General features: G+C 62.7%; 19 protein-coding genes. 11 read left to right on the plus strand and 8 right to left on the minus strand.

What is annotated here, in order from left to right; translation table 11 throughout:
- Positions 1–2: 2 nt before the first annotated feature.
- From V2B23_RS14240 to V2B23_RS14250, 3 genes are all read right to left on the minus strand, one after another.
- The gene (locus V2B23_RS14240) at positions 3–659 is read right to left on the minus strand and encodes a TetR/AcrR family transcriptional regulator (protein WP_430950936.1); all 657 of its coding nucleotides are present in this window, start codon (positions 657–659) and stop codon (positions 3–5) included.
- Between the two features lie 72 nt (positions 660–731).
- Complete coding sequence (locus tag V2B23_RS14245) at positions 732–1,544, minus strand: SDR family oxidoreductase (protein WP_430950937.1); 813 nt, start codon at positions 1,542–1,544, stop codon at positions 732–734.
- Positions 1,545–2,774, minus strand: a complete 1,230-nt coding sequence (locus V2B23_RS14250; protein ID WP_033232403.1) for an acyl-CoA dehydrogenase family protein — start codon at positions 2,772–2,774, stop codon at positions 1,545–1,547.
- A gap of 55 nt (positions 2,775–2,829) precedes the next feature.
- Here V2B23_RS14250 and V2B23_RS14255 point away from each other — a divergent pair, with 55 nt between their 5' ends.
- From V2B23_RS14255 to V2B23_RS14295, 9 genes are all read left to right on the plus strand, one after another.
- Positions 2,830–4,371 (plus strand): FadD3 family acyl-CoA ligase, encoded by a 1,542-nt coding sequence (locus tag V2B23_RS14255; protein ID WP_430950938.1) that lies wholly within the window; start codon positions 2,830–2,832, stop codon positions 4,369–4,371.
- Complete coding sequence (locus V2B23_RS14260) at positions 4,368–5,240, plus strand: enoyl-CoA hydratase (RefSeq protein ID WP_430950939.1); 873 nt, start codon at positions 4,368–4,370, stop codon at positions 5,238–5,240. Before V2B23_RS14255 ends, V2B23_RS14260 begins: the two co-directional genes overlap by 4 nt.
- Positions 5,240–6,400 carry an acyl-CoA dehydrogenase family protein gene (locus V2B23_RS14265; protein ID WP_430950940.1) on the plus strand — a complete coding sequence of 387 codons (1,161 nt, stop codon included), beginning with the start codon at positions 5,240–5,242 and terminating at the stop codon, positions 6,398–6,400. Before V2B23_RS14260 ends, V2B23_RS14265 begins: the two co-directional genes overlap by 1 nt.
- Positions 6,397–7,362, plus strand: a complete 966-nt coding sequence (locus tag V2B23_RS14270) for an acyl-CoA dehydrogenase family protein (RefSeq protein ID WP_430950941.1) — start codon at positions 6,397–6,399, stop codon at positions 7,360–7,362. The genes V2B23_RS14265 and V2B23_RS14270 overlap by 4 nt, the downstream gene beginning before the upstream one ends.
- Positions 7,359–8,411, plus strand: coding sequence for an acyl-CoA dehydrogenase family protein (locus tag V2B23_RS14275; RefSeq protein ID WP_430950942.1), 1,053 nt, complete (start codon positions 7,359–7,361; stop codon positions 8,409–8,411). The genes V2B23_RS14270 and V2B23_RS14275 overlap by 4 nt, the downstream gene beginning before the upstream one ends.
- A gap of 396 nt (positions 8,412–8,807) precedes the next feature.
- A complete protein-coding gene (locus tag V2B23_RS14280) occupies positions 8,808–9,572 on the plus strand; it encodes an SDR family NAD(P)-dependent oxidoreductase (protein ID WP_430950943.1) in 765 nt (254 codons plus the stop codon).
- 123 nt (positions 9,573–9,695) lie between these two features.
- Positions 9,696–10,361, plus strand: coding sequence for a hypothetical protein (locus V2B23_RS14285; RefSeq protein ID WP_430950944.1), 666 nt, complete (start codon positions 9,696–9,698; stop codon positions 10,359–10,361).
- Between the two features lie 215 nt (positions 10,362–10,576).
- Complete coding sequence (locus V2B23_RS14290) at positions 10,577–11,458, plus strand: alpha/beta fold hydrolase (protein ID WP_430950945.1); 882 nt, start codon at positions 10,577–10,579, stop codon at positions 11,456–11,458.
- Between the two features lie 233 nt (positions 11,459–11,691).
- Positions 11,692–12,213: a CinA family protein gene (locus V2B23_RS14295; protein ID WP_430950946.1), complete on the plus strand. Its 522-nt coding sequence runs from the start codon at positions 11,692–11,694 to the stop codon at positions 12,211–12,213.
- Here V2B23_RS14295 and V2B23_RS14300 read toward each other — a convergent pair.
- Positions 12,210–13,034, minus strand: coding sequence for an HAD family hydrolase (locus tag V2B23_RS14300; protein ID WP_430950947.1), 825 nt, complete (start codon positions 13,032–13,034; stop codon positions 12,210–12,212). The genes V2B23_RS14295 and V2B23_RS14300 overlap by 4 nt on opposite strands.
- Before the next feature lie 51 nt (positions 13,035–13,085).
- Here V2B23_RS14300 and V2B23_RS14305 point away from each other — a divergent pair, with 51 nt between their 5' ends.
- Positions 13,086–13,961 (plus strand): aldo/keto reductase, encoded by an 876-nt coding sequence (locus tag V2B23_RS14305; protein WP_430950948.1) that lies wholly within the window; start codon positions 13,086–13,088, stop codon positions 13,959–13,961.
- On the opposite strand, the gene V2B23_RS14310 is transcribed toward V2B23_RS14305, so the two are convergent.
- A complete protein-coding gene (locus V2B23_RS14310; RefSeq protein ID WP_430950949.1) occupies positions 13,939–14,517 on the minus strand; it encodes a TetR/AcrR family transcriptional regulator in 579 nt (192 codons plus the stop codon). The two genes, V2B23_RS14305 and V2B23_RS14310, sit on opposite strands and share 23 nt — an antisense overlap.
- A gap of 368 nt (positions 14,518–14,885) precedes the next feature.
- Between V2B23_RS14310 and V2B23_RS14315 the strand changes: the two genes are divergently transcribed.
- Positions 14,886–16,187: a TrpB-like pyridoxal phosphate-dependent enzyme gene (locus V2B23_RS14315; RefSeq protein WP_430950950.1), complete on the plus strand. Its 1,302-nt coding sequence runs from the start codon at positions 14,886–14,888 to the stop codon at positions 16,185–16,187.
- 68 nt (positions 16,188–16,255) lie between these two features.
- Here V2B23_RS14315 and V2B23_RS14320 read toward each other — a convergent pair whose 3' ends face one another.
- From V2B23_RS14320 to V2B23_RS14330, 3 genes are all read right to left on the minus strand, one after another.
- The gene (locus tag V2B23_RS14320; RefSeq protein ID WP_430950951.1) at positions 16,256–17,560 is read right to left on the minus strand and encodes a hypothetical protein; all 1,305 of its coding nucleotides are present in this window, start codon (positions 17,558–17,560) and stop codon (positions 16,256–16,258) included.
- Positions 17,561–17,683: 123 nt separating this feature from the next.
- Complete coding sequence (gene recD, locus V2B23_RS14325; protein ID WP_430950952.1) at positions 17,684–19,549, minus strand: exodeoxyribonuclease V subunit alpha; 1,866 nt, start codon at positions 19,547–19,549, stop codon at positions 17,684–17,686.
- The gene (locus V2B23_RS14330) at positions 19,546–22,854 is read right to left on the minus strand and encodes a UvrD-helicase domain-containing protein (RefSeq protein ID WP_430950953.1); all 3,309 of its coding nucleotides are present in this window, start codon (positions 22,852–22,854) and stop codon (positions 19,546–19,548) included. Before V2B23_RS14330 ends, recD begins: the two co-directional genes overlap by 4 nt.
- Positions 22,855–22,856 lie beyond the last annotated feature (2 nt).

The following is a 22,856-nucleotide window of genomic DNA, read 5'->3' on the forward strand; positions in this document are numbered from 1 at the left end:
TCCTAGTTCGATAGTGCAGCAGTAGTTTTGGGTGCGGCAGCTGCCGCAGACGGATCAGAGAGCCCGTCGAGAACAATTGCGAGGTACTGGGCTGCGACGGTGTGCGCGGTCAGCGTGCCACCCGGCCGGTACCAGCGCACGGCAACCCAGACGGTGTCGCGCATGAAGCGGAAGACCAGTTCGATATTGAGATCGGAGCGGAAACTTCCGTCGGCCACCCCAGCCTCGAGCACACTCACCCACAGGTCCCGGAACTCGGTGTTGCGTTCGACCAAGTACGAGAATCGCTCGTTCGCGACCAGGTGTTTAACCTCGTCCTGATAGATGGCGACGGCCGAATGCGACGCGTCGATCGCTTCGTACGACGTGACGATCAGCGCCTCGAGCGTTGCCCGACTGCCAAGACCTGCAGCCACGATCTCGCGGTACTTGCCGAACAAGTCGTCGAGGAACTGGTGCAGAATCTCGTCGACCATCGACTCCTTGGAATCGAAATGGTGATAGAGACTGCCGGACAGTATCCCAGCTGCATCGGCGATATCGCGTACCGTCGTCGCCCGTACTCCGCGGTCGGCAAACAGGCCGGCGGCGATCGCGAGAAGTTCGTCGCGGCGACCGGATTTTCCTGTGGTGTCGTCGGAATTTCGGGATGGCGTCATGATTTCAATCCTATCCAGGGCTTCACTGTGCGCCTTTTGGTAGTCGGCACTGCCAAAAGGCGCACAGTAGGCCTACGCCCTCTGCGAAGAAACAGAAACGATCTCGCCGGTCATGTATGTCGTGTAGTCGCTCGCCAGCATCGCGATCACCGAAGCGATTTCCCACACCTCGGCTGCGCGGCCGTAGGCCTCTCCGGACGCCAACTGGTCCAGCAGTTCTTCGCTGGTGACCTTCGCCAGGAAGGCGTGGCGGGCGATGGACGGCGAGACGGCGTTGATACGGACGCCGTACTCGGCGGCCTCGATCGCGCTGCAACGCGTCAGAGCCATGACGCCGGCCTTGGCCGCTGCGTAGTGGGCCTGCGAATGCTGTGCGCGCCAGCCGAGAACCGATGCGTTGTTGACGAGAACACCGCCATGTTCGACGTTCTTGAAGTACCGCAGCGCCGCGCGCGTCGCGCGGAACGTGCTGTTGAGCGTGATGTCGATGACACGATCCCACTGATCGTCGGTCATGTCGACGACCGGTGTCTCGCCGCCGAGACCGGCGTTGTTCACCACGATGTCGATGCGACCCAGCTTCTCGGCTGCGCCGTCGAAGAGTGCGTCGACCTGTGCGGTACTGGAGACGTCGCAGATGATCGATTCGACCTGCTGGCCGGGGAATTCGGCTTTCAGCTTCTCGACGGTCTCACCGAGACGACGCTCGTGGAAGTCGGAGACGAGGACGTCACCGCCTTCCATCAGGACACGACGCGCGGTCGAGAAACCGATGCCCGTTCCCGCGGCGGCGGTGATGACGGCCTTCTTGCCCTTCAGCAAAGCGTGGCCCGGAGTTTCCTCCGGCGCGACGGACAAGGGCGAAACCACGGTGGAGTCAGACATTTAGCGAGCCTCTCGGGGAAGACCGAGCACACGCTCGGAAATGATGTTGCGCTGAATTTCGTTGGAGCCGCCGTAGATCGTGTCGGCGCGAGTGAAGAGGAACAGTCGCTGCCACTCGTCCAACTCGAGGTGCTCGGGATCGGTGATGTCGGAGGGCTGGCCCTCGGAGTTCTCCCACGGTGCAACCAGCGACGACGCACCCTGCACGTCCATCGAGAGCTGCCCGAGGTCACGATGCCAGTTGGCCCACAACAGTTTTGCGACGGACGCTTCGCCGCCACCGGTTCCGGCGTCGACCGCATCGAGAGTACGCATAGCGTGGGCGCGCATGACGCGGAGCCCGACCCAGGCACGGGCGATCTTCTCGCGGATGTGCGGATCCTGGTCACTGCCATTGGCTTTCGCCAGGTTTACGACGCCTTGGAGTTCGCGGGCGAACCCGATCTGCTGACCGAGTGTGGACACACCACGCTCGAAGGTGAGCAGGCCCATGGCGATCTTCCAGCCTTCACCCGGTTCACCGACCACGAGGTCTGCGTCCGTGACGGCGTCGTCGAAGAAGACCTCGTTGAATTCGGAGGTGCCGGTGAGCTGCTGGATGGGACGTACGGTCACACCAGGCTGATCGAGCGGCACCAGCAGGAAGCTCAGGCCCTGATGACGCTTGGATCCGACCTCGGTGCGGCACACGACAAAGCACCACTGCGCAACGTGTGCGAGCGACGTCCATACTTTCTGGCCGTTGATGATCCACTTGCCGTCTTCGAGACGGGCCGTCGTCGAGACGTTGGCGAGGTCGGAGCCGGCTCCGGGCTCGGAGTACCCCTGCGCCCACAGCTCGCTGACCGTGTTGATGCCCGGCAGGAAGCGACGCTTCTGCTCGTCGGTTCCGTAGGCGATCAGGGTCGGACCGAGAAGTTCCTCGCCGATGTGACTGACACGTGCCGGGGCACCCGACTTCGCGTACTCCTGATGAAAGACAACCTGCTGGGAGATGGTGGCTCCGCGGCCACCGAACTCCTTCGGCCATCCAAGGCACGTCCAGCCCGCGGCCGCGAGATGCTTGTCCCACTCGAGGCGTTGCTCGAAGAACTCATGCTCACTGCCCGGTCCGCCCTTGCCCTTGAGCTGGGCAAATTTGCCGGTCAGGTTCTCTGCCAGCCACTGCGAAACTTCTGCCGCAAACTCGTCGTCGGTCATCTGCCCGTCCGGGCTCTCGCTCTGGTCCACATATGTAAGATAACCTACCAAGCACTTGCTAGGTAGCGTGTCAGGTAGGAGTCCAGTGACCGATCAACCGAGAACCATCCCATCAGCCCTTATCAGGGCCGCCGAGGAGTTCGGTGAGCTCGCGGCAATTGCCGATGGCGACACCCGACTGACCTTTGCACAGTTGCACCAGCGTGTTCGTGATTTTGCGGGCGCACTGATCACACGTGGAGTGAAGGCAGGCGACCGTGTTGTCATCTGGGCGCCCAACACCCACGACTGGGTGATTGCACTGCTGGGCGCGCAGTACGCCGGAGCAGCAATTATCCCGATCAACACCAGATACACGGGCACCGAGGCACTCGACATCGTCGAGCGCGTCGACGCAGCCGCCCTGGTAGTCGTCGGCAAGTTCCTCAAGGCCGATCGATACCAGCAGTTGCTCGACGCCAATCCCGACCTGTCGATACCGACGGTGATCCGCGTACCGGTAGACGGCGACGACGCTCGCGACGGCGTCATCGAGTTCGAGGACTTCCTCGCCCTCTCGACGGACGACACCCGCATCGAAGCCGACGCGCGGGCTGCAGCGGTGACGCCTGACGATGTCAGCGACATCCTCTTCACCTCCGGTACGACGGGACGCAGCAAGGGCGCGATCAGCGCTCATCGCCAGTCGATCGGCGTCGCACAGGCTTGGGGAGACAATGCCGAGGTCACTGCCGATGACAACTTCCTGATCATCAGCCCCTTCTTCCATACCTTCGGATACAAGGCCGGAATTCTGGTCTGCCTCCTCAACGGTGCGACCATCGTGCCGGTGTCCGTCTTCAACATCGACGAGACCCTGTCACTGATCAACCGTGAGAAGGTCAGCATCCTCCCGGGCGCGCCGACGATCTACCAGACGATCCTCGATCACCCCCGCCGCGGCGAGTACGACCTCTCGTCGCTGCGTATCGCCATCACGGGCGCCGCTCCGGTTCCCGTCGCTCTGGTCGAGCGCATGCAAAGCGAACTGTTCGACGCCGTTCTCACCGCCTACGGTCTGACCGAGGCTGTGGTGGCGACCATGTGCCGCACCGACGACGACCCGGTCACGGTGTCCACGAGCTCGGGCCGCGCGACGGCTGATTTCGAGGTCAAGATCGGCGACCAGGGCGAGATCCTGCTGCGCGGACCGAACGTCATGCTCGGATACCTCGATGACCCCGAGTCCACCGCCAAGGCCATCGACGCCGACGGTTGGCTGCACACCGGCGACGTCGGAACCCTCGACGAGCGTGGATATCTCGATATCACCGACCGCCTCAAGGACATGTACGTCAGCGGCGGATTCAACGTCTACCCCGCCGAGATCGAAGGAATGCTGGCTCGACTGCCCGGTGTCCACGAATCGGCTGCCATCGGCGTTCCCGATCACCGGATGGGTGAGGTGGGCCGTGTTTACATCGCTCAGCTCGACGGTGCCGGACTGACCGAAGAATCCGTCATCGCATTCCTCAAGGAAAAGATCGCCGGATTCAAGGTCCCTCGCGAAGTGCGCTTCGTCGATCACCTCCCCCGCAATCCCTCCGGCAAGATCCTCAAAACTGTTCTGCGTGAGGAAAAGTCATGACCGTACCTTTCGAAGCGGATGTCGTGACCTACGAGGTCCGCGGCACGGTGGCCGTCGTGACCCTCAACCGTCCCGATTACCGCAACGCCCAGAACTCGGTCGTGACGTACGCACTCGACGCCGCTTTCCAGCGCGCTGTCGACGACGACGACGTCAAAGTCATTGTCCTGGCAGGCAACGGACCGCACTTCAGTGCCGGACACGACCTGGGGACTCCTGGCCGCGACCATCACGTCGAGTACGAGAACAAAGCCGCCATGTGGTGGGATCACGTCGACAAGCCCGGTGGTGACCAACGTTTCGCTCGCGAGATGGAGGTGTACCTGGGAATGTGCCGCCGTTGGCGGGAGATCCCCAAGCCCACCATCGCCATGGTGCAGGGTGCCTGCATCGCCGGCGGCCTGATGCTCGCGTGGGTCTGCGACATGATCGTCGCCGCCGACGACGCCTTCTTCTCCGATCCCGTTGTCCGCATGGGTATCCCCGGCGTGGAGTACTTTGCACATCCGTGGATGGTGGGCTCGAGATTCGCCAAGGAAATGCTGTTCACCGGCGACCGATTCACCGCGCAACGCGCCTACGAAATCGGCATGGTCAACCGCGTTGTTGCCCGCGACGATCTCGAGCAGGAGACGTTTGCACTTGCCGAACGCATCTCCGAGATGCCGCGCTTCGGACTGGCTCTCACGAAGAAAGCCGTCAACCAGTGTGAGGATCAGATGGGGATGCGCAACGGCATCGATTCCGTCTTCGGTCTGCATCACTTCGCTCACGCTCACAACGCCGAGGTAGGCAAAGACTCGCTTGGCGGTCTCGACGCCAAAGCCATGGCTGCCAGTGCTCGCACACCGCAGGAAGGAACAAACTAGTGGATCTCGTATTCGACGACGCCACAACCGCATTCCGTGACGAGGTCCGCTCGTTCCTGGAGGCGAATGTGCCCGCCACTCCCCTGAAGTCGATGGATACCGCCGAGGGCTTCGAAGAGCACCGTCAGTGGGAGCACACCCTCGCCGACGCCGGCTACGCCGTTGTTTCGTGGCCCAAGGAACTCGGCGGACGCGACGCGTCGCTGCTCGAGTGGGTCATCTTCGAGGAGGAGTACTACCGCTCGGGCGCACCCGGACGCGTGAGCCAGAACGGCATCTTCCTCCTGGCTCCCACACTCTTCGAACATGCAAACGCCGAACAGCTCGCACGCATCATGCCTCGCATGGCACGCGCCGACGACATCTGGGCCCAGGCCTGGTCCGAACCCGAATCCGGTTCCGACCTCGCCAGCCTGCGTTCGAGCGCCAAGAAGGTCGACGGCGGCTGGCTGCTCAACGGCCAGAAGACGTGGAGCTCACGCGCCAGCTATGCGGACTGGGGCTTCGGCCTGTTCCGCTCCGACCCGGATGCGCAGCGCCACAAGGGCATTACCTACTTCATGTTCGACCTCCGTTCGCCCGGCGTCACCGTCCGTCCGATCGATCAGCTCGACGGTGAGCCCGGGTTCGCGGAGATCTTCCTCGAGGACGTCTTTGTTCCCGACGACCCGGCCAACCCGGGTGAGTCCGGTGTGATCGGCAGCGTCAACGAAGGATGGCGCGTCGCGATGAGCACCGCCAGCAACGAGCGTGGCCTCTCGCTGCGTAGCCCCGGCCGCTTCCTCGCCACCGTCGACCGCCTTCTCGAGCTGTACAAGACCAGCGGACGCACGGACGACAGCGCTCTGCGCAACCAGGTCGCCGACGCCTGGATCGGCGCTCGCGCCTACCAGCTCAACACGTTCGGGACCGTCACCCGTCTCGCCGACGGTGGACAACTCGGTGCCGAATCCTCGATCAACAAGGTCTTCTGGTCCGAGTGGGACATAGCGACCCACGAGACCGCCCTAGAACTGCAGGGCCCCGAAGCCGAACTGGCCGACAACTGGATGGACGGATACCTGTTCTCCCTGTCCGGCCCGATCTACGCAGGCACCAACGAGATTCAGAAAAATGTCATCGCTGAGCGTCTGCTCGGCCTACCTAAGGCGGACCGATGAGATTCGCGCTCGACTCCTCCCACCAGGACTTCGCTGCGAGCATCGATGCGTTGCTCACCAAGTCCGACATGCCCGCCGTCATCCGCTCCTGGAACGACGGTGACACCGCACCAGGCAAGAAGCTGTGGCAGCGCCTCGCCGAGACCGGCGTCAACGGACTTGTCATCGCCGAAGAACACGACGGTTTGGGTGCTGACGCCGTCGACCTGGTTGTCGCTCTCGAGCAGCTCGGTCGCCATGCGGTACCTGGTCCGGTCGTCGAGACCATCGCGGTAGCACCGACACTGCTGGCTTCTGTTGCACCGGAGCGACTCTCTGCTCTTGCCGAAGGTTCGCTGGCCACGGTCGCAGCGCCCCCGCACACGCCGTTTGCACTCGATGCCAACTCTGTTGATCTGGTTCTGCTTGCACAGGACGGCGCAGTCAGCCTCGGTGTTCCCGGTGAAGCCAAGGCGTCGGTTGATCTCTCGCGCAAGCTCTTCGAGGTATCCGCCGGCGAGTCGCTCGGCTCCGCCGACTTCTCGGCAGCCTTCGACATGGGCGCTCTCGCTACTGCTGCTCAGCTTCAGGGCCTCGGCCAGACTCTCCTCGAGGTCACCACCGAATACGCAAAGCAGCGCAAGCAGTTCGGCAAGGTCATCGGACAGTTCCAGGCCATGAAGCACCACCTGGCCGAGGTTGCCGTTTCTCTCGAAATGGCTCGCCCGCTCCTGCACGGTGCCGCACTGTCGGTACGCGATCAGTCGGCCGACGCGTCGCGTGACATCTCCGCCGCCAAGGTCGCGTGTGGCGATGCTGCCTACAAGGCCGCTCGCGTCGGACTGCAGGTTCACGGCGCCATCGGCTACACGATGGAACACGACCTCTCACTGTGGCTCACCAAGGTACGGGCATTGCTCACCGCGTGGGGCGCTCCGTCCGAGCACCGCGCCCGAGTAGTCGCATCGCTGGTGGCGTCATGAGCATCGACACCGAAGACCAGGCAGCATTGCGCGCGTCGGTACGCGATCTCCTGAGCAAGCATTCCGACTCCGCTGCCGTCCGCGCCGCCATCACCACGGACAACGGCTACGACGCCGCGCTGTGGAGCAAGCTGTGCGAGCAGATCGGCGTCGCCGCACTGGCGATTCCCGAGGAGTTCGACGGCGTCGGAGCGAGCTTGGCGGAAGTTCACGTGGTCCAGGAAGAACTCGGGCGCACACTGACTCCGTCACCGATGCTGGGTTCCGCGATTCTCGCTGCGCAAGCCCTGTTGCTCTCAGGCGATACCGACGCCTGCTCTCGTCTGCTGCCCGGCGTTGCTGCCGGCGAAAGCACACTCGCGCTGTGCTGGGCGGGTGCGAGCGGTTGGGGTTCCTTCGGAATCTCCGCCACCGAGGACGCATTGAACGGCACCGCTGCCTACGTACTCGACGGACACATCGCCGATACGTTGCTGGTGCTGACGAGCGACGGTTTCTACGAAGTCGATCCCGAAGCCGAGGGTGTTTCCCGCCGACGCGTCCCCACCATGGACCCGACGCGCACGCTCTCGGAGGTCACGTTCTCCGGTGTTCGCGGGCGGCCTCTTGCGTGGTCTGCAAACTTGGTCGAGCGCATCCGAACGGTTGCCTTGATCGCACTGTCCGCCGAGCAGGTGGGTGCTGCCGCAGCCATCGTCGAACAGACCGTGGAATACACGAAGTCTCGCAAGCAGTTCGGTCGCGCAATCGGGTCCTTCCAGGCCCTCAAGCACCGGATGGCCGACATGTACACGCTGGTCGAGACGGCACGGTCCATGACCTACGCGGCCGTTGCCACACAGTCCGCCGGTGACGCAGCTGTCGCCAAGGTGTACTGCTCGGAGGCTTTCCAGCAGATCACCTCCGAAGCCGTTCAGTTGCACGGCGGAATCGCCATCACCTGGGAGCACGACGCCCAGCTGTACTTCAAGCGTGCGCACAGTAGCGCGCAGTTGTTCGGCCAGCCGAGTGCGTACCTGCCCGAGTTGGCAACTGCCGCAGGGCTGTAACAACCACATCCGAAAGCCCCCTCAGCCGACAGGCCGAGGGGGCTTTTGTGTCGAGCACACAGCACAATCACGTTACGAAGTTGCATCTTTCGCCCAAACCCTCGCTTCACCCGTCGCGGCAGGAATACGGTCGAAGAGCTTAGGCGTCAAACTCGCTCCACCCGTAGCTCATGGCGGTTGGAGAATGCATGGTCGGCGAGCAGGATTCCTCCTTTCATCTCGCGGTGACCCGACCAGCGCCGCGCTACGTACAGCCTTGCGCTGTACGTAATTCCGGCCGTAGTAGTGCGTCAAAAGCCACGTGTTCGCTCAATGGGATAACCCCTGGTTTCGGGCTTTTTTCTCCGGAGAATCAAAAGTAGCAGCGTCGTTTCTTCCACAGACCGGAGAGTTTTCATGAACCGATTCGACAACAAGCGTGTCCTCATCAGCGGTGCCGGGTCCGGCATCGGGCAAGCCACGGTGGCTCGAATCCTGGAGGAGGGCGGCACCGTCGTTGCCGCGGATATTTCCGAAGCAGGACTCGAACTCACCCAAGCCGCGGCAGCTGCGGCTTGTCACGGGGACCGCCTCACCGTCGTCACCGTCGACATCTCGAAAGAGGACTCCGTTCGGCAGCAGATCGGTTCTGCGATCACCGCACTCGGCGGATTGGATGTCCTCGTCAACGCCGCTGGAATCCTGCGCTCCGAACGTACACACGAGATGTCGCTCGACTTCTGGAACACCGTCATCGGCGTCAACCTCACCGGCACGTTCCTCATGACCCGTGAAGCGCTACCCGCTCTGCTGGAAAGCGGCAACGGTGTTGTCGTCAACTTCAGTTCCACCTCCGCCACGTTTGCCCACCCGTACATGGCGGCCTATGCGGCGTCCAAGGGCGGCATCCAATCCTTCACCCATGCACTCGCTCTCGAATACAGCAAGCAAGGCCTGCGTGCTGTTGCCGTGGCACCCGGCAGCATCGCGTCGGGAATGACCTCCGACCCCGGATTCCCCGCCGATATCGACTACACGTTGCTCGGCAAGCTGCTACCAGCCATCGGCGACGGGTTTGCGCCCCCGTCCGCGGTGGCAGGCGTGATCGCGATGCTCGCATCCGAGGACGGCTCATTCGTGACCGGAACCGAAATCCGCATCGACGGTGGAACGCATATGTGATCGCCTACTGTGCGCCCTTACCAACCGCCCGCGGTTAGTAAAGGCGCACAGCGCGAGGCGGCATACTTGTCCGAGAGTCCCCTGGAACCCGTCCGGCGGTACGAACTTCGGTGGGAGCGCGCGATGAGTGAACAGAGCGACACTACGAATCTCGAACCTGTACTGATCAGTCCCGTCGTCAGTGGAATGATCCGCACCTGGTCCGAGGACGAGACCCGCCTGTGGAGCATCGACGATCCCGAAGGCCTTGCCGAACTCCTCGGCCGTGGACGAATCGCCCGTACCATGATGCCGGACAACCGATCTCGAGAGATTGCCTTCCTGGACGCACAGTCTGGCACCCTGTCGGTGCAACCGCGCTTCGCCTCTGCCGACAACGCCGAAGCCGCCGGATCGTTCCAACTCGGCGAACCCATCCCCGTCGACGGAGATCCGTGGGACGAACTCGAACTGGCACTCGCACACGTTGCCCTCTCCGCTGCCGGGCGCAGCGAATTCTGGCTGGTAGAACAGGGTGGTTGGGACGCTCCGCCGCAGCCGCATTGCCTGTTTGCCGTGATCAGCGAGGACGGCGCAGCAAATGCCGTCATGGAAGCAGCACCGGCCCCCACCGATACCGGTGTCTGGCCCGAGGTTCCCAGCGATCAACCAGGAGTTTCCGTCGCAGCACCGGCGTCGCAGGAGACCATCGAAGCGGCAGGCATCTTCGCCACAACAGCCATCCAGACGTGGAACGTCCATCCCTGGGATATCGCTCTGACCTTCGGAAAGCTCGAGGATTTCACCTGATCCGCACCCAACTGAGTTCTATGTCTCCCGTCGAGGCAGCAATCACGGTTCGTCACAACACCCGGCACGACCACGACAGGACGACCTGCAATGGGCATACTGAGGGAACTGGGGTAACTCCCAGTCACAAACACCGTGAATCCGCGTCGGGGCGGAGATGCGGCCCTCACAACACGCGAGCGCTGGACAACCCGGTCGCTCCGAAAGGCTCAACCATGGCAACCGATCAATTGCAGACCGTTGTACTGCACGGTGACCAGCTGAAATACGTCGATCAGGGCGAAGGCCCCGTTGTCGTCATGATTCACGGCCTTCTCGGCGCACATACCAATTGGGAACCGCAGATCGAGACGCTGTCGCGGCGCTACCGCGTCATCGCACCCGATCTGTTCGGGCACGGAGCCTCCGACAAGCCTACCGGCGACTACTCTCTCAGTGCCCACGCCGCGACGGTGCGCGACCTCCTGGAAGCACTCGACATACCCTCCGCGACGTTGGTCGGCCACTCCCTCGGCGGCGGTGTTGCCATGCAAGCCATGTACCTGTTCCCCGACCGCGTCGAGCGCCTGTGTCTGGTGGCCAGCGGTGGCCTCGGCCCCGAAGTCAGTCCGCTCCTTCGGGCCGCAACCTTGCCTGGCAGCGAACTGGTTCTTCCCGTCCTCGCGTCCAAGACGCTGACCGACGTCACTGACAAAGCTCTCGGACTGTTCAACAAGGTCGGCCTGTTCAGATTGGGTGCCAGCGCCAGTGAAGCTCGCAAGAGCCTTGCGACGGTATCCGACGCCGCAACCCGGCAGGCATTTCTTGCCACCGCCCGTTCGGTAATCAACTACCAGGGCCAAACCGTCGCCGCTACACCACATTTCGCGAAGTTCCAGAACTTGCAGGCACTTTTGGTCTGGGGCGCGGAAGACACCATCATTCCCAACGCGCACACCGAGAACGCCCGCGCCGAACTCCCCCTGGGTCGTGTCGAAATCTTCCCCCGCGCAGGACATTTCCCGCACCTGGACTACCCGGACCGATTCGATCGCGTATTCACGGAGTTCATGACGGATTGTGGTGTGGGCTTCGGACCGAAAGCCGTCACGGGCTGAAATTGCCGCGGCGCCTCGCGTCCACTACCCGATGGTCGAATAACAACACGACCCGTTCGAGTGGGGCTACCAGCACGATGTTTGTCGAATCATGTGTGGGGTAGGGCTTTGGCAGAGGAATTCTAGTTGCGCCCGACCCGGAGGAAGCGGTCAACGCCCTGACAGAACTCTTGAAGACGCACCGGGTGTGGGAACGCTTTCGCGCGCCTTCTGCGAACTGAAAGGACAACAAGGTGAGCACCGATCCCCAACCCGCACTCCCCACTGAACGCGGCCTCGACGATGTGTGCGAGCAATTGGCAACCGCAGCAACAAGACGCGGTTTGACCGTCGCAACAGCGGAATCACTGACCTCCGGAAATATCGCCGCGCACCTGGGAAAGGCGCCCGATGCCGGGTCTTGGTTCAGTGGTGGGATTGTCGCGTACAGTCCCGCGGTCAAGCATTCCGTGCTCCACGTTCCGGACGGTCCCGTCGTCTGTGAAGACGCGGTACGAGTCATGGCCCACAGCACTGCAACCCTGATGGGTGCCACGCTGACTCTGGCCGTCACCGGGGAGGCCGGCCCCGAACCCCAGGAGGACCAAGAGCCTGGAACGGTGTGGTTCGGGGTTGTCGATCATGGTGTCGCCGAGACCGAGAAACAGGTCTTCAGCGGCGAGCCGGAGGATATTCTCGCCGCGACAGTCGAGCATGCGATAAAACTACTAGCGCGGCATGCCGCCGGTGGAGATCACACCAGACTGGCGAGTTAGCTGCGATTCAGCATCGCCAATTCCTCCAGGTGGCTCGCGACGCCGTCCTCGTCGTTGCTCGGCAGCACTCGGTCTGCGAGTTCGAGAATTTCCGGTAACGCGTTCGACGGCGCCAACGCCGTACCTGCCCACATCAGCATCGGCAGGTCGTTGACGGCGTCACCTGCCGCAGCGACCTCCGACGGGTCAATGCCTTCAGCGGCGCACAACTGTGCAAGTGCACTGGCTTTGGACACCCCGGAAGCCGCCATTTCCATGTACGGGGCACCTGAATGAGTGAGTTCGACACCGGCAATTCCGGCTGCAGCGGCGGTCCGGTAGAGATCGGAACTCGACACGTCCGGATGCCGGGCAACAATCTTCACCATCGGTTCGATCTCCAGCGGCAATGCATCAGCAAGAACCATCTCGTGGACGTGTCTGTGGTGATCCGTGAAGTCGCACAGCGCAGCGTATTCGGGTTCCGCGAAGAACTGTGTCGGCCCGACATTCGCGAATACGACGCCGGGAACGAGGGTGCGAATCTGTTCCATTGCCGTTGCCGCCAAGGATGTTTCGATCGAGACAGTGTCGACGATCACCGGGGTACCGTCGGCAAGATCGAGAATCACAGCGCCGTTGGCGCACACCGCCTTACCCCGGAACCCGCACGAGCTTGCCAACGTATGCACCGAATGCCGAGCGCGAGCCGTAGCCCACACCACTTCGATTCCCGCGAGGCGTGCACTCTCCATCGCCTGCGCCGTCCGCTCCGAAATCGTTCGATCGGAGCGCAGCAGGGTGCCGTCGAGGTCGGTGGCAAACATTCGGATTCGGGTCACGTGAATACATGATGCCAGGCAATCCGTCGGCACCCTCGCTAGCCTGAATACATGAGCATCCCCGACATCAGCCTGAATTCCGGAACCACGATCCCGCAACTCGGCCTCGGCGTCTGGCAGGCCACCAACGACGAAACCGAACATGGCGTGCGCTTTGCGCTCGACGACGCCGGTTATCGCCACATCGACACGGCGGCCGCCTACGGCAACGAAGAGGGCGTCGGACGCGGCATCGCTTCGTCATCGGTTGCCCGTGAGGACGTTTTCCTGACCACAAAGCTGTGGAACTCCGATCAGGGCTACGAACCGGCATTGGCAGCGTTCGACACCAGCATCAAGAAATTGGGCGTGGACTACGTCGACCTGTACCTCGTCCACTGGCCGCTCCAGGACAAGGAACGACTGCTCCGCACGTGGGACGCGATGGAGAAGATCGCCGAATCAGGTCGCGCGAAAGCGGTCGGCGTCTGCAACTTCGAACCCCACCACCTGCAGCTTCTTGTCGACCGAGGTGGGCTGCTCCCCGCTGTGGATCAGGTGGAATTGCATCCCCATCTCCCTCAGCACGCCATTCGCGACAAGGCTGCCGAGCATGGAATCGCGGTCGAATCGTGGAGCCCACTAGGCGGAACCAGCAACGCGGGATGGGGCCCGGCCTCGAAACCGAACACACTTTTGACGGACCCGATCATCACCCGCATCGGAGATCGGCACAGCAAGTCAGCCGCGCAGGTGCTGATCCGCTGGCATCTGCAGAATGGCCTCATCGTCATTCCGAAGTCCGTGCACGATGCCCGCATCGCCGAGAACATCGACGTCTTCGACTTCGAACTGACCGAACTCGACCTCAGCGAAATCGCCACGCTTGACGACGGCACTCGCGTCGGCGCTCATCCCGACGAACTTAATATCGGTGCGCCACAGTAATTTTCGATAGATCTTGCAGAGCTTCCATCACTCGCTCGAGGGGCTCGATACTGCGCGTCGTCTGACAGAGCGCAACCGCCCCCTCGATCGAGGCGATGGTCAGGTTTGCCATCGACCGGGCCTGATCCGGCGGTGAGCCTGCCTCGCCCAGTGCAGTCTCGACCAGCCTCTGCCAACCGGCGAGAACCTCAGCAGCGGCCTGCGCAACTTCGGGTTCGCTCGCCCGGGCGAGCCCGCCGGCAATGATCGGACAGCCGATCGCAAAATCGGAGTTCGCGAGGTTACGGCGCCAGATATCGCCGACGGCATCGATGATGTCGGCCGGCGATCCAGTGGCCGACGCCGCACTGATCCGACGCGTGATGACGGCGCCTGCAGCCTGCACGGCCTCGACCATCAGCTGGGTTTTGCCGCCCGGAAAGTGGTGGTAGATGGACCCGCGCGGGGCGCTGCTGTGCTTGATCACGTCGTTGAACGAGGTCGCGTCGACGCCGTTGCGGCTGATCAACTCGACGGCGCTGCGGATCATCCGCTCGCGCGAGCTCAGGTCTGCCATCGCAACCGCGCCTCCGTTCCTCTCGTTCGTGCGTCTTCGTGCGTCGGGTTCATGGTACGTGCCGGAGCTAGCACCTTTTCTGCAGAGTGAGCACGGTTTCCTGCCCGTTGATGTCCATGCTCACTCGAGACAAACCATGCTCACTCGATTCCCGCCCAGTCCACAGACCGAGACGGTTCAGCAACCACGCGGGCACTCGATGTACCATCGGCTCGTGACCTTCCCCGCCCTGCACAGCTGGTGGCCTGACCGCTGACGGTCAGCCGCAACTGTGTGCTGCCCAGACGAGATCGGGTGGTCCGCAACGCTCCAGCATTGGATCACCCGATACCGCGAACCAGGTACCGAAATCCATGAAGGAGAGTTAGTTGACCACCACCCCACTCAACCGTTCGCTCGAACCATTGGGCGTTTCCATCCCGTCGAAGGTTCCGACGCACTGGTACAACCTGGCGGCCGACCTCCCCGAACCCGTTCCCCCGCACCTGCACCCGGGCACCCGCGAGCCGCTCGGTCCTGAGGACCTGGCACCGCTGTTTCCGATGAATCTCATCGCGCAGGAAGTGTCGACGGAACGGTACATCGAGATCCCCGAGACCGTCCGCGAGATCTACGGCATGTGGAGGCCCTCCCCTCTCTTCCGCGCACACCGCCTCGAGCGCGCGCTGGGAACGCCGGCCCGCATCTACTACAAGTACGAAGGCGTAAGCCCCGTCGGTTCGCACAAGCCGAATACCGCTGTGGCTCAGGCGTACTACAACGCCATCGAGGGAACCACCAAGCTCACCACCGAAACCGGCGCCGGCCAGTGGGGCGCGTCGCTGTCCTTTGCCGGAGCGCTGCTCGGACTCGACGTGGAGGTGTGGCAGGTTCGTTCGTCCTTCGACTCCAAGCCGTACCGCCGCATCCAGATGGAGGCTTACGGCGGAATCTGCCACCCGTCGCCGTCGGATCTGACGGAAGCCGGTCGCGCACTGCTGAAATCGCACCCTGACACCACGGGTTCACTGGGCATGGCGATCAGCGAAGCAGTCGAGGTTGCCGCGCAGGATCCGAACACGCACTACTCGCTCGGTAGCGTCCTGAACCACGTCATGCTGCACCAGACCGTCATCGGCCAGGAAGCCATGGTTCAGCTCGAAGAAGCTGGCGACGCCGTCCCGGACACCGTATTCGGTTGCGCCGGTGGCGGTTCCAACCTGGCTGGCCTGACCTTCCCGTTCCTGGGACGGAATCTGCGTGAGGGCACCAAGACTCGTCTCGTTGCCTGCGAGCCGTCGGCCTGCCCGTCCCTCACCGAGGGCGAGTACCGCTACGACTTCGGTGACGTTGCCGGCCTGACCCCGCTGCTCAAGATGCACACGCTGGGCAAGGATTTTGTTCCGCCGGCCATCCACGCCGGTGGTCTGCGCTACCACGGTATGTCGCCGATGGTCTCCCATGCTGTCAACCTGGGACTGATGGATGCCATTGCCATCGATCAGGACGACGCACTGAACGCCGGCCTCATCTTCGCCCGCGCTGAGGGCATCATCCCGGCTCCGGAATCCACCCACGCAGTTGCGGGTGCGATCGCTCACGCGCGTTCCGTCACCGAACCCGAGGTGATCGTGATCGGTCTGTCCGGCAACGGTCAGTTGGATCTGCCTGCGTACTCGCCGTACGTCTAAGGCCCTGCGGGCCCTGTGCGCCTTTCCGGTAGTGCCGACTACCGGAAAGGCGCACGGGGCCGAAGGCTCTAATGCACCCGAGCCGGCCGCGCAATTACCTCCAGGGCAACCAACGCGAGCACTGCCACGAGCACCGTCACCGCTACGACAACACCCGACGGGTAGCGCCAGAAAACCAATACGGCCACCGCGATGACAACGACCAAGACCCGAAGCGCCACAATATATTTTGCGCACACAGTCTCGATCGCACGTGGTTCACGATCCGTACTCGGCGACCTGACCGAGTCAACCGCCTTGCTGAATCCGCGGCGCACGGCAAGCGCCGACGACGATCCACCGGTCAGATAGCCGACGATCGCGATCACAACACCGAGAACGAAGACGGCGCGCAAGCTCGTCTTGAGCGGCAGGAGAAGGGTATCGACGATAACTCCGGCCGACGCGGGCGACAGCACGTCGGCGGGAATGTCGTCCAGATACACCGCGCGCCCGATGCTGAGCGCGACGGCGAGGAGCGCCATCGCCACAGCAACCGTGATTCCGACCAGTGACAAAGTCCGCAGACGCGATCCCTTGGGGGCGCACCAAATTGCCCCGGCGGCAAGGATGATGATCACCCACGGAAGAACCGCAGACGCTTTGTCCAACGCAGACACAAGGCGCTGAGCCTTGACCAACTTCGGGGATTCGAAGATCACGAACGACTTATTGACATCGGGAATCCTGTCGGCAAAAGCGAACCCACGATCGACGAGTGCGCTGCGCGCCTTCTCGATCAATGGAGCCAGCGAGATACTGACCTCACCCTTGTCACTGATATCGACCGCGGCTCGCGTGTCGCCGGTCAATACCGCCGTCAAGGACTGGTGGGCTTCACGATTCGCCTCTACCCACAGATTTTCGAATGCGTCCGAGGACACCACCGAGCCGACTGTCTGGTGGATGAATGATTTCGCCTGATCAGCGATGACCGGCGCGAGACCGACCACCACTTGCGGCACCCGCTCCGCATTCTCGGTCAGTGATGCCAACGCGTCCGCAGTCACCTTCTCGATGTCCAGCTGTGAATCGATCTCATCGGTGATCCGGTCGGTGACTTCGCCCTGGATGACAGGATTCGACCCCAAAGGCGCGACGGTCTGTACGTAGCGGGCGGAATCGAGCAGTTCGCTGCGTGCATAACGTGCGAGTACACCTGCGAACGACAGCACGAGAATCAAGATGAGCAAGATCCAGACGCCGATCCAGCGAAGCGCCGAATGCTCACCCCGTTGCCTCTCAGTCGGCTTCTCAGCCGCAAATTGGGCGCGCAATCTCTCGAGTTCAGCGCGTTCCGATGTACTGAGGGGTTCGGCATCAGCGGAGTCCATGTGTGTCTCGTATGTTTCAATGGAGCATCGACAACGGAGCGTGCACGCAGTGCATACCCAGACACAAACTCATTCAATCTCACGTGGAGGTCGAGGGCTTCCCGAAGTCCTTATGCAGCCATGTCAACCGTCGTAGGGACGGATGGCACGACGCAAGCCACTGGCCCGGAGCACCTGGCGTTCGACGCCGGCACGCACGGACTCCTCTGTTCCGATCACCCGAACACGAGTTCGCGCGCGAGTAATCGCGGTGTACAACAACTCCCGAGTCAGCAGCGACGACGCTTCGGCCGGCAACATGACGGAGACGGTGTCGTATTGACTGCCTTGGCTTCGGTGGATGGTCATCGCATAGACCGTCTGCACGGACGACAATGAGCTCGGGTGCAGCTGGAAGGTGTTGTCGCCGCGTTGGAAGGCTGCCATGAGCACTCCGCCCTCACCCTCGACAATCACCCCGGTATCTCCGTTGTAGATGCCCACCTCGTAATCGTTGGCTGTGACCAACAGCGGTTGGCCGGGGTACCACTGCTCGGGATTCAGGAACTCCCCGGAGGCGGCACCCACCCAGTCCATGGCCTGTTTTGCCCATCGACTGACGCCGTACGGGCCGTCGCGGTGTGCGCACAGAAGGCGGTGCGATTCCATCGCTTTCAGCGCTCGCATCGCGTCACCCTGTTTCGCGAATCGAGTTGTGGACTGAGCGCTCGCGACGATGTCGGAACGCAGCGCGCCGAGGTCCTCGGGCGTATGAAACGACACGGCGGGATCACCGCTACGAAGAAGGCCGATGACCTCCTCTGCCTTGCCCTCCCGAACCGCGCTCGCCAACTGCGCAATGATTCCGTCGAATCGTCGGCCACGCGAAAGTTGAACGATGCCGCCGCGTAGACGTTCACGATCGTGAGCGGTGAGTGATTCGGCCGTACCTCCAGGCTCCAAGTCCGCACCGACAATGTCTGCCAGCGCCGTGTTGCCCTCCGCATTCGATGGTCGTGCAACAAGATCCGCGAGAACCGCACCGGCATCCACCGACGTCAACTGATCCGGATCGCCGACCAACAGCAGGCGCGCGTCAGGACGCACGGCCTCGAGTAATCGAGCCATCAACGTCAACGACACCATCGACGTCTCGTCCACCACGATCACATCGAACGGCAGGCGGTTCGACGCGTTGTACTTGAATCGGCTGGCGCTGCCCCGTTGCCACCCCAACAAACGGTGCAGCGTCATCGCCGTGAGGTCTGCCGGAAGTTTCAACTGCTCTGCCTGCTCGCGCACCGACTCCTGCAATCGCGCAGCCGCTTTGCCGGTGGGTGCAGCCAGTCCGATTCGTAACTCGCTGCCGTGCTCTTCGAGAAGCAGTGCAAGAATACGTGCCACTGTGTGGGTTTTGCCGGTACCCGGGCCACCGGCGATAACCGTTGTCCAGTGTGTGAGCGACAGGGCTGCCGCAATGCGCTGACGGTCGGGGCCACTGGTACGGCCTGAATCCTCTTGAAAAGTTGTCTGCAATCGGGTGCGCGACAGTTCGGTGTCGACCACCGGATGCGTCTCGGCTCGCTCATCGAGCACCCGCCGAATTGTCTGCTCCTGCAGGAAATACCGGTCCAGGTACAGCAACTCTCCGTCATCGGTATCGACCAGTCGCAGCGGTCGCAACGGCCCGCCATTTCCGCCGATCACCAAGGGGCTCAACCGTAGCGCGGCGATCACCGCTTCAGGTTCCGGCCAGGGTAACGCGGCAAGTTCCGCTTCGGTGACCCCGTCGACGCTGACATCCTGCATGCGTCGTAGATCCAGGCAGACCGATCCCGAGCGCACCGCGCGAACCGCCAACGCCGCCACCAGCATCACGCCTGGCGACGGTTCCCCTCCCAGGGTGCACAATCTGACAGCAACGTGGACGTCAGCGGCCAGAAGGACCCCGGCCTCGTTGAACGTGCGCACGATCCCTCGTGCTCGCTGGGCCAACTGAGCTTCGGTCATGAGAACTCCAGTACGTCAGGCGAAGATCGGCCCGCGAGCAGATCCGACAACTCGACGATGAGTGCGGCCGGTGGTTTCCACTCGAATACACCGCACTGCGGCGGACTTTCCGGTCCGAGCATCCCGCGGACAAACTGATACTGCGCACCGCCCAGGTGCCGCCCCGGATCGTAATCCGCAAGTCGCCACCGCAGATACCGATGCAATGCAACCGAGTACAACAGAGCTTGAAGCGGGTAATGCGAGCGAATCATCTCAGCTGCCATCAGGTCCCGGGTGTAATGCGCAGCCGTGAGATCGCCGCGGCCTAACCTGTTGGTCTTGTAGTCGACGATCACGAACGACGGCCCCGGAATCCGCAGCACGGCATCGATACTGCCCGTCAGGAATCCCCGCATCGGTACGGCGTCGACGCGGCCCAGGTGATCGGCATAGCTCACCAGAATATCGTCGTGCGGCAGATGCTTTCGGAGAAGTTCCGCCACCTGACGCAGCGTAACCATAATCGACACCGGATCGTCACCGCCTGCCAATGGCAATTCGAAGTCCAACTCCGGCAGTCGATCCGAAGGATCGATTGTCGCCAGCGTTCCGAAGCCCAGCGGCGTGTGCATTACTGCAAATAGCGCGCCCGCCAGCGCAACCGGGTCGAGATCCGCAGCCCGGGCAGCAACCGCCAGTGCACATCGCGCCTCGAGTTCGGTGCGTAAGTTCGCAGCGGAGGTATCGACAACTTCGAGAATTTCGTGAACCAACGTGCCGAACGCGGCGCCCGCGGGTAGTCCGTTCATCGGCGACGGCAATGCCTCCAGCGGTGAGGATTCAACTGGGCCGACGTCCACGAAGTCCTCGGGTTCGTCGTCCTTGCCCGGATCCTCGACCTCACTGCCGGTGGTGGGCGCATGATGAGCGCCCGCCGTCAACGCCGAATACGACGTCCGGCGCCACAGCGTATCCAGGTCACGATCGAAGCGGGCTGCCTCCAACTCGTAGGTCTCCGAGGCGGATTCGGACCAACGATCAACCGACGGTGGGTGCGGGCCGACCGATTCGACGGAAATCACGTCCGAGCGACCCGCGGGCCACGATTCCAGTCGTGCGGCAATTGCGCCGTCGTCAAGGACTTTCACCACTCGGGCGGGCTCGACGATTCCGGGTGTACGTCCGAGCAGCAACCTGTGCAACGCAGACCGCGACGTACCGAATGCCGGCGCCCACCAGAGAACAAGCTGACACTGCGCCCGGGTGAGTGCCACGTACAGCAGACGCAACTCCTCGCCTGCCCCCTCTGTTTCAGCTGTCAGCTTCCGGGTGTTGTATCCCGGACCTTCAGCTCCACCGACGTCGAGAATCCGGCGTCCGTCACCGTCGTGGAGCATCTGGGTCGCTGCGGCGAATCCGCCGACGCTGTCCCAACCGAAGGGCACGTACACAATCGGGAACTCGAGGCCCTTACTGGCGTGAACCGTGGCGATTTGCACTGCCGCTGCGTCGCTGTCCAGCCGCCTGCTTCGATCACTCACGCTTCCCGACGCCGGGTCCTTGATCCGATCCCCCAGCCACCGTACGAGGGCGCTCAGCCCGAGCGATTCCTCGGCCGCAACACGGCCGAGCATTTGCGCCACGTGACGCAGATCGGTGAAATCACGTTCGCCGGACGGCGACGACAGGATTCTTCGCTCCAAACCTGTTTCACCCGAAATTCTTTCGAATACCGCAGCAAATCCGATGCGCTGGAACAGCTCGGCAAACACTCGCAGCTGCCCGGACACCGCAGCCACAATTGCGTCGCCGTCGGAATCCATCGCCTCCGGCGTATGTCCGAGAATCGGCGACAGGGCAGCCAGCCGTACGCGATCTGCGCGGTGAGGCTGCTCGACGGCCTGCAACAGCCACAGCCAGTGCTGTGCACTCGCCGTCGCGAAGACACTGGATCCGCCGGTCAATACCGATGGAACACCGACGAGTTCCAAAGTGCCACGAATCATTTCGGCCTGCTTGTGATTACGCACCAGGACTGCAATGTCGCCGGGTACAACAGGCCGGCTCGCACCGTCGAGACTCAGCTCGGACCCACTCGAGAGCACGCGCACGACGTCCGCGGCAAGGTCGTCGGCGATGCGGCTCCGCAATCTGCCGACCGCGGGAAATTGCGACCGATTGAGCGGACCTGCGCCGGTGCGCGGCAGATAGCGCAAACGCATCGGCGGCTGCCCCGGAAGCCGGGAAACCTCGTGCGACGCCGCAACCGGATGAGCGACGATGCTGTCGTTACCCAGCGCGGCATCGCCGTACAGATGCTCGAGCGCAGCCAGCAGACCCGGATCGCTGCGCCAGTTGGTGGTCAGTTCCTGATGTGAATCGGCCTGCTGAACGGCGTCGAGGTAGCTCAGCACCTCGGCTCCGCGAAATGCGTAGATTGCCTGTTTGGGGTCACCGACCAGTACCAGCGTGGTGTGCCCGTGAAACGCGAGGCGCAAGATATCCCATTGCAGCGGGTCGGTGTCCTGGAATTCGTCGATCAGGACCACACGAAACTTCTCGCGCACGCGGCGGCAAGCTTCCTGGCCGTAGTCAGGATCAGCGAGCACGCCGTGCAACAACGTCAGGAGGTCGTTGAAGTCGCGAATCCCCCTGGCACGTTTGCGTCGTTCGACTTCGTCCCGAGCTGCCGCGGCGAACAACACCCGCTGCCCCGGGATGGTGTCCTCATCGGCATCGGGTTCGAGTACAGCTTGCCCGTCTGCGACCGCGCTCCGCGCGATCGCCAGCGCATCCTTCACAGAAAACGGAGGGGATGTGTCCAGGGAGCTGTAGCGGACGAGGTAGAGATCGGACACGACCTCGTCGATCAGATCGTCGACCGATTCGACAAACGTCGCATCCGGTTCCCGTTCACCCGCGATACCCAGACCGTCGAGCATCCGCTGGCAGAAGCTGTGAGTTGTGGTCATGGTGCCGGAATCGAACTCGGCGAGGGCCTGCAGAAGTCGGCGGCGACGACGTGCAACCTCTTCGTCACCTGCAGATGCCAGATGACGAACCAACACGTCTTCCGAGTGACGGGCACTGTCCAGCTGTGCCAGCGCAGCCGATACACCAGCGAACCGCTCACGCGTCCGCTCCCGAAGCTCCTGCGTTGCAGCCCTACTGAACGTCACCAGCAGTACCTGCGAAATATCCGCCACACCTTCGGCGACACACCGAGTTGCCAGACCCACAATGGCGTAGGTCTTACCCGTGCCCGCGCTTGCTTCCAATACTATTGTGCCGGAAGGAAGGGGACCAAGCAGGTCGAAGTCCATGA

This window comes from Rhodococcus sp. 24CO, assembly GCF_050586165.1.
Classification (GTDB): Bacteria; Actinomycetota; Actinomycetes; order Mycobacteriales; family Mycobacteriaceae; genus Rhodococcus_F.

Bases quoted from the DNA above. Each gene is read 5' to 3' on its own strand.
- V2B23_RS14240 (WP_430950936.1), bottom strand. From the start codon at position 659: ATGACGCCATCCCGAAATTCCGACGACACCACAGGAAAATCCGGTCGC.
- V2B23_RS14245 (WP_430950937.1), bottom strand. From the start codon at position 1,544: ATGTCTGACTCCACCGTGGTTTCGCCCTTGTCCGTCGCGCCGGAGGAA.
- V2B23_RS14260 (WP_430950939.1), top strand. From the start codon at position 4,368: ATGACCGTACCTTTCGAAGCGGATGTCGTGACCTACGAGGTCCGCGGC.
- V2B23_RS14270 (WP_430950941.1), top strand. From the start codon at position 6,397: ATGAGATTCGCGCTCGACTCCTCCCACCAGGACTTCGCTGCGAGCATC.
- V2B23_RS14275 (WP_430950942.1), top strand. From the start codon at position 7,359: ATGAGCATCGACACCGAAGACCAGGCAGCATTGCGCGCGTCGGTACGC.
- V2B23_RS14280 (WP_430950943.1), top strand. From the start codon at position 8,808: ATGAACCGATTCGACAACAAGCGTGTCCTCATCAGCGGTGCCGGGTCC.
- V2B23_RS14285 (WP_430950944.1), top strand. From the start codon at position 9,696: ATGAGTGAACAGAGCGACACTACGAATCTCGAACCTGTACTGATCAGT.
- V2B23_RS14290 (WP_430950945.1), top strand. From the start codon at position 10,577: ATGGCAACCGATCAATTGCAGACCGTTGTACTGCACGGTGACCAGCTG.
- V2B23_RS14305 (WP_430950948.1), top strand. From the start codon at position 13,086: ATGAGCATCCCCGACATCAGCCTGAATTCCGGAACCACGATCCCGCAA.
- V2B23_RS14310 (WP_430950949.1), bottom strand. From the start codon at position 14,517: ATGGCAGACCTGAGCTCGCGCGAGCGGATGATCCGCAGCGCCGTCGAG.
- V2B23_RS14320 (WP_430950951.1), bottom strand. From the start codon at position 17,560: ATGGACTCCGCTGATGCCGAACCCCTCAGTACATCGGAACGCGCTGAA.
- recD (WP_430950952.1), bottom strand. From the start codon at position 19,549: ATGACCGAAGCTCAGTTGGCCCAGCGAGCACGAGGGATCGTGCGCACG.
- V2B23_RS14330 (WP_430950953.1), bottom strand. From the start codon at position 22,854: ATGGACTTCGACCTGCTTGGTCCCCTTCCTTCCGGCACAATAGTATTG.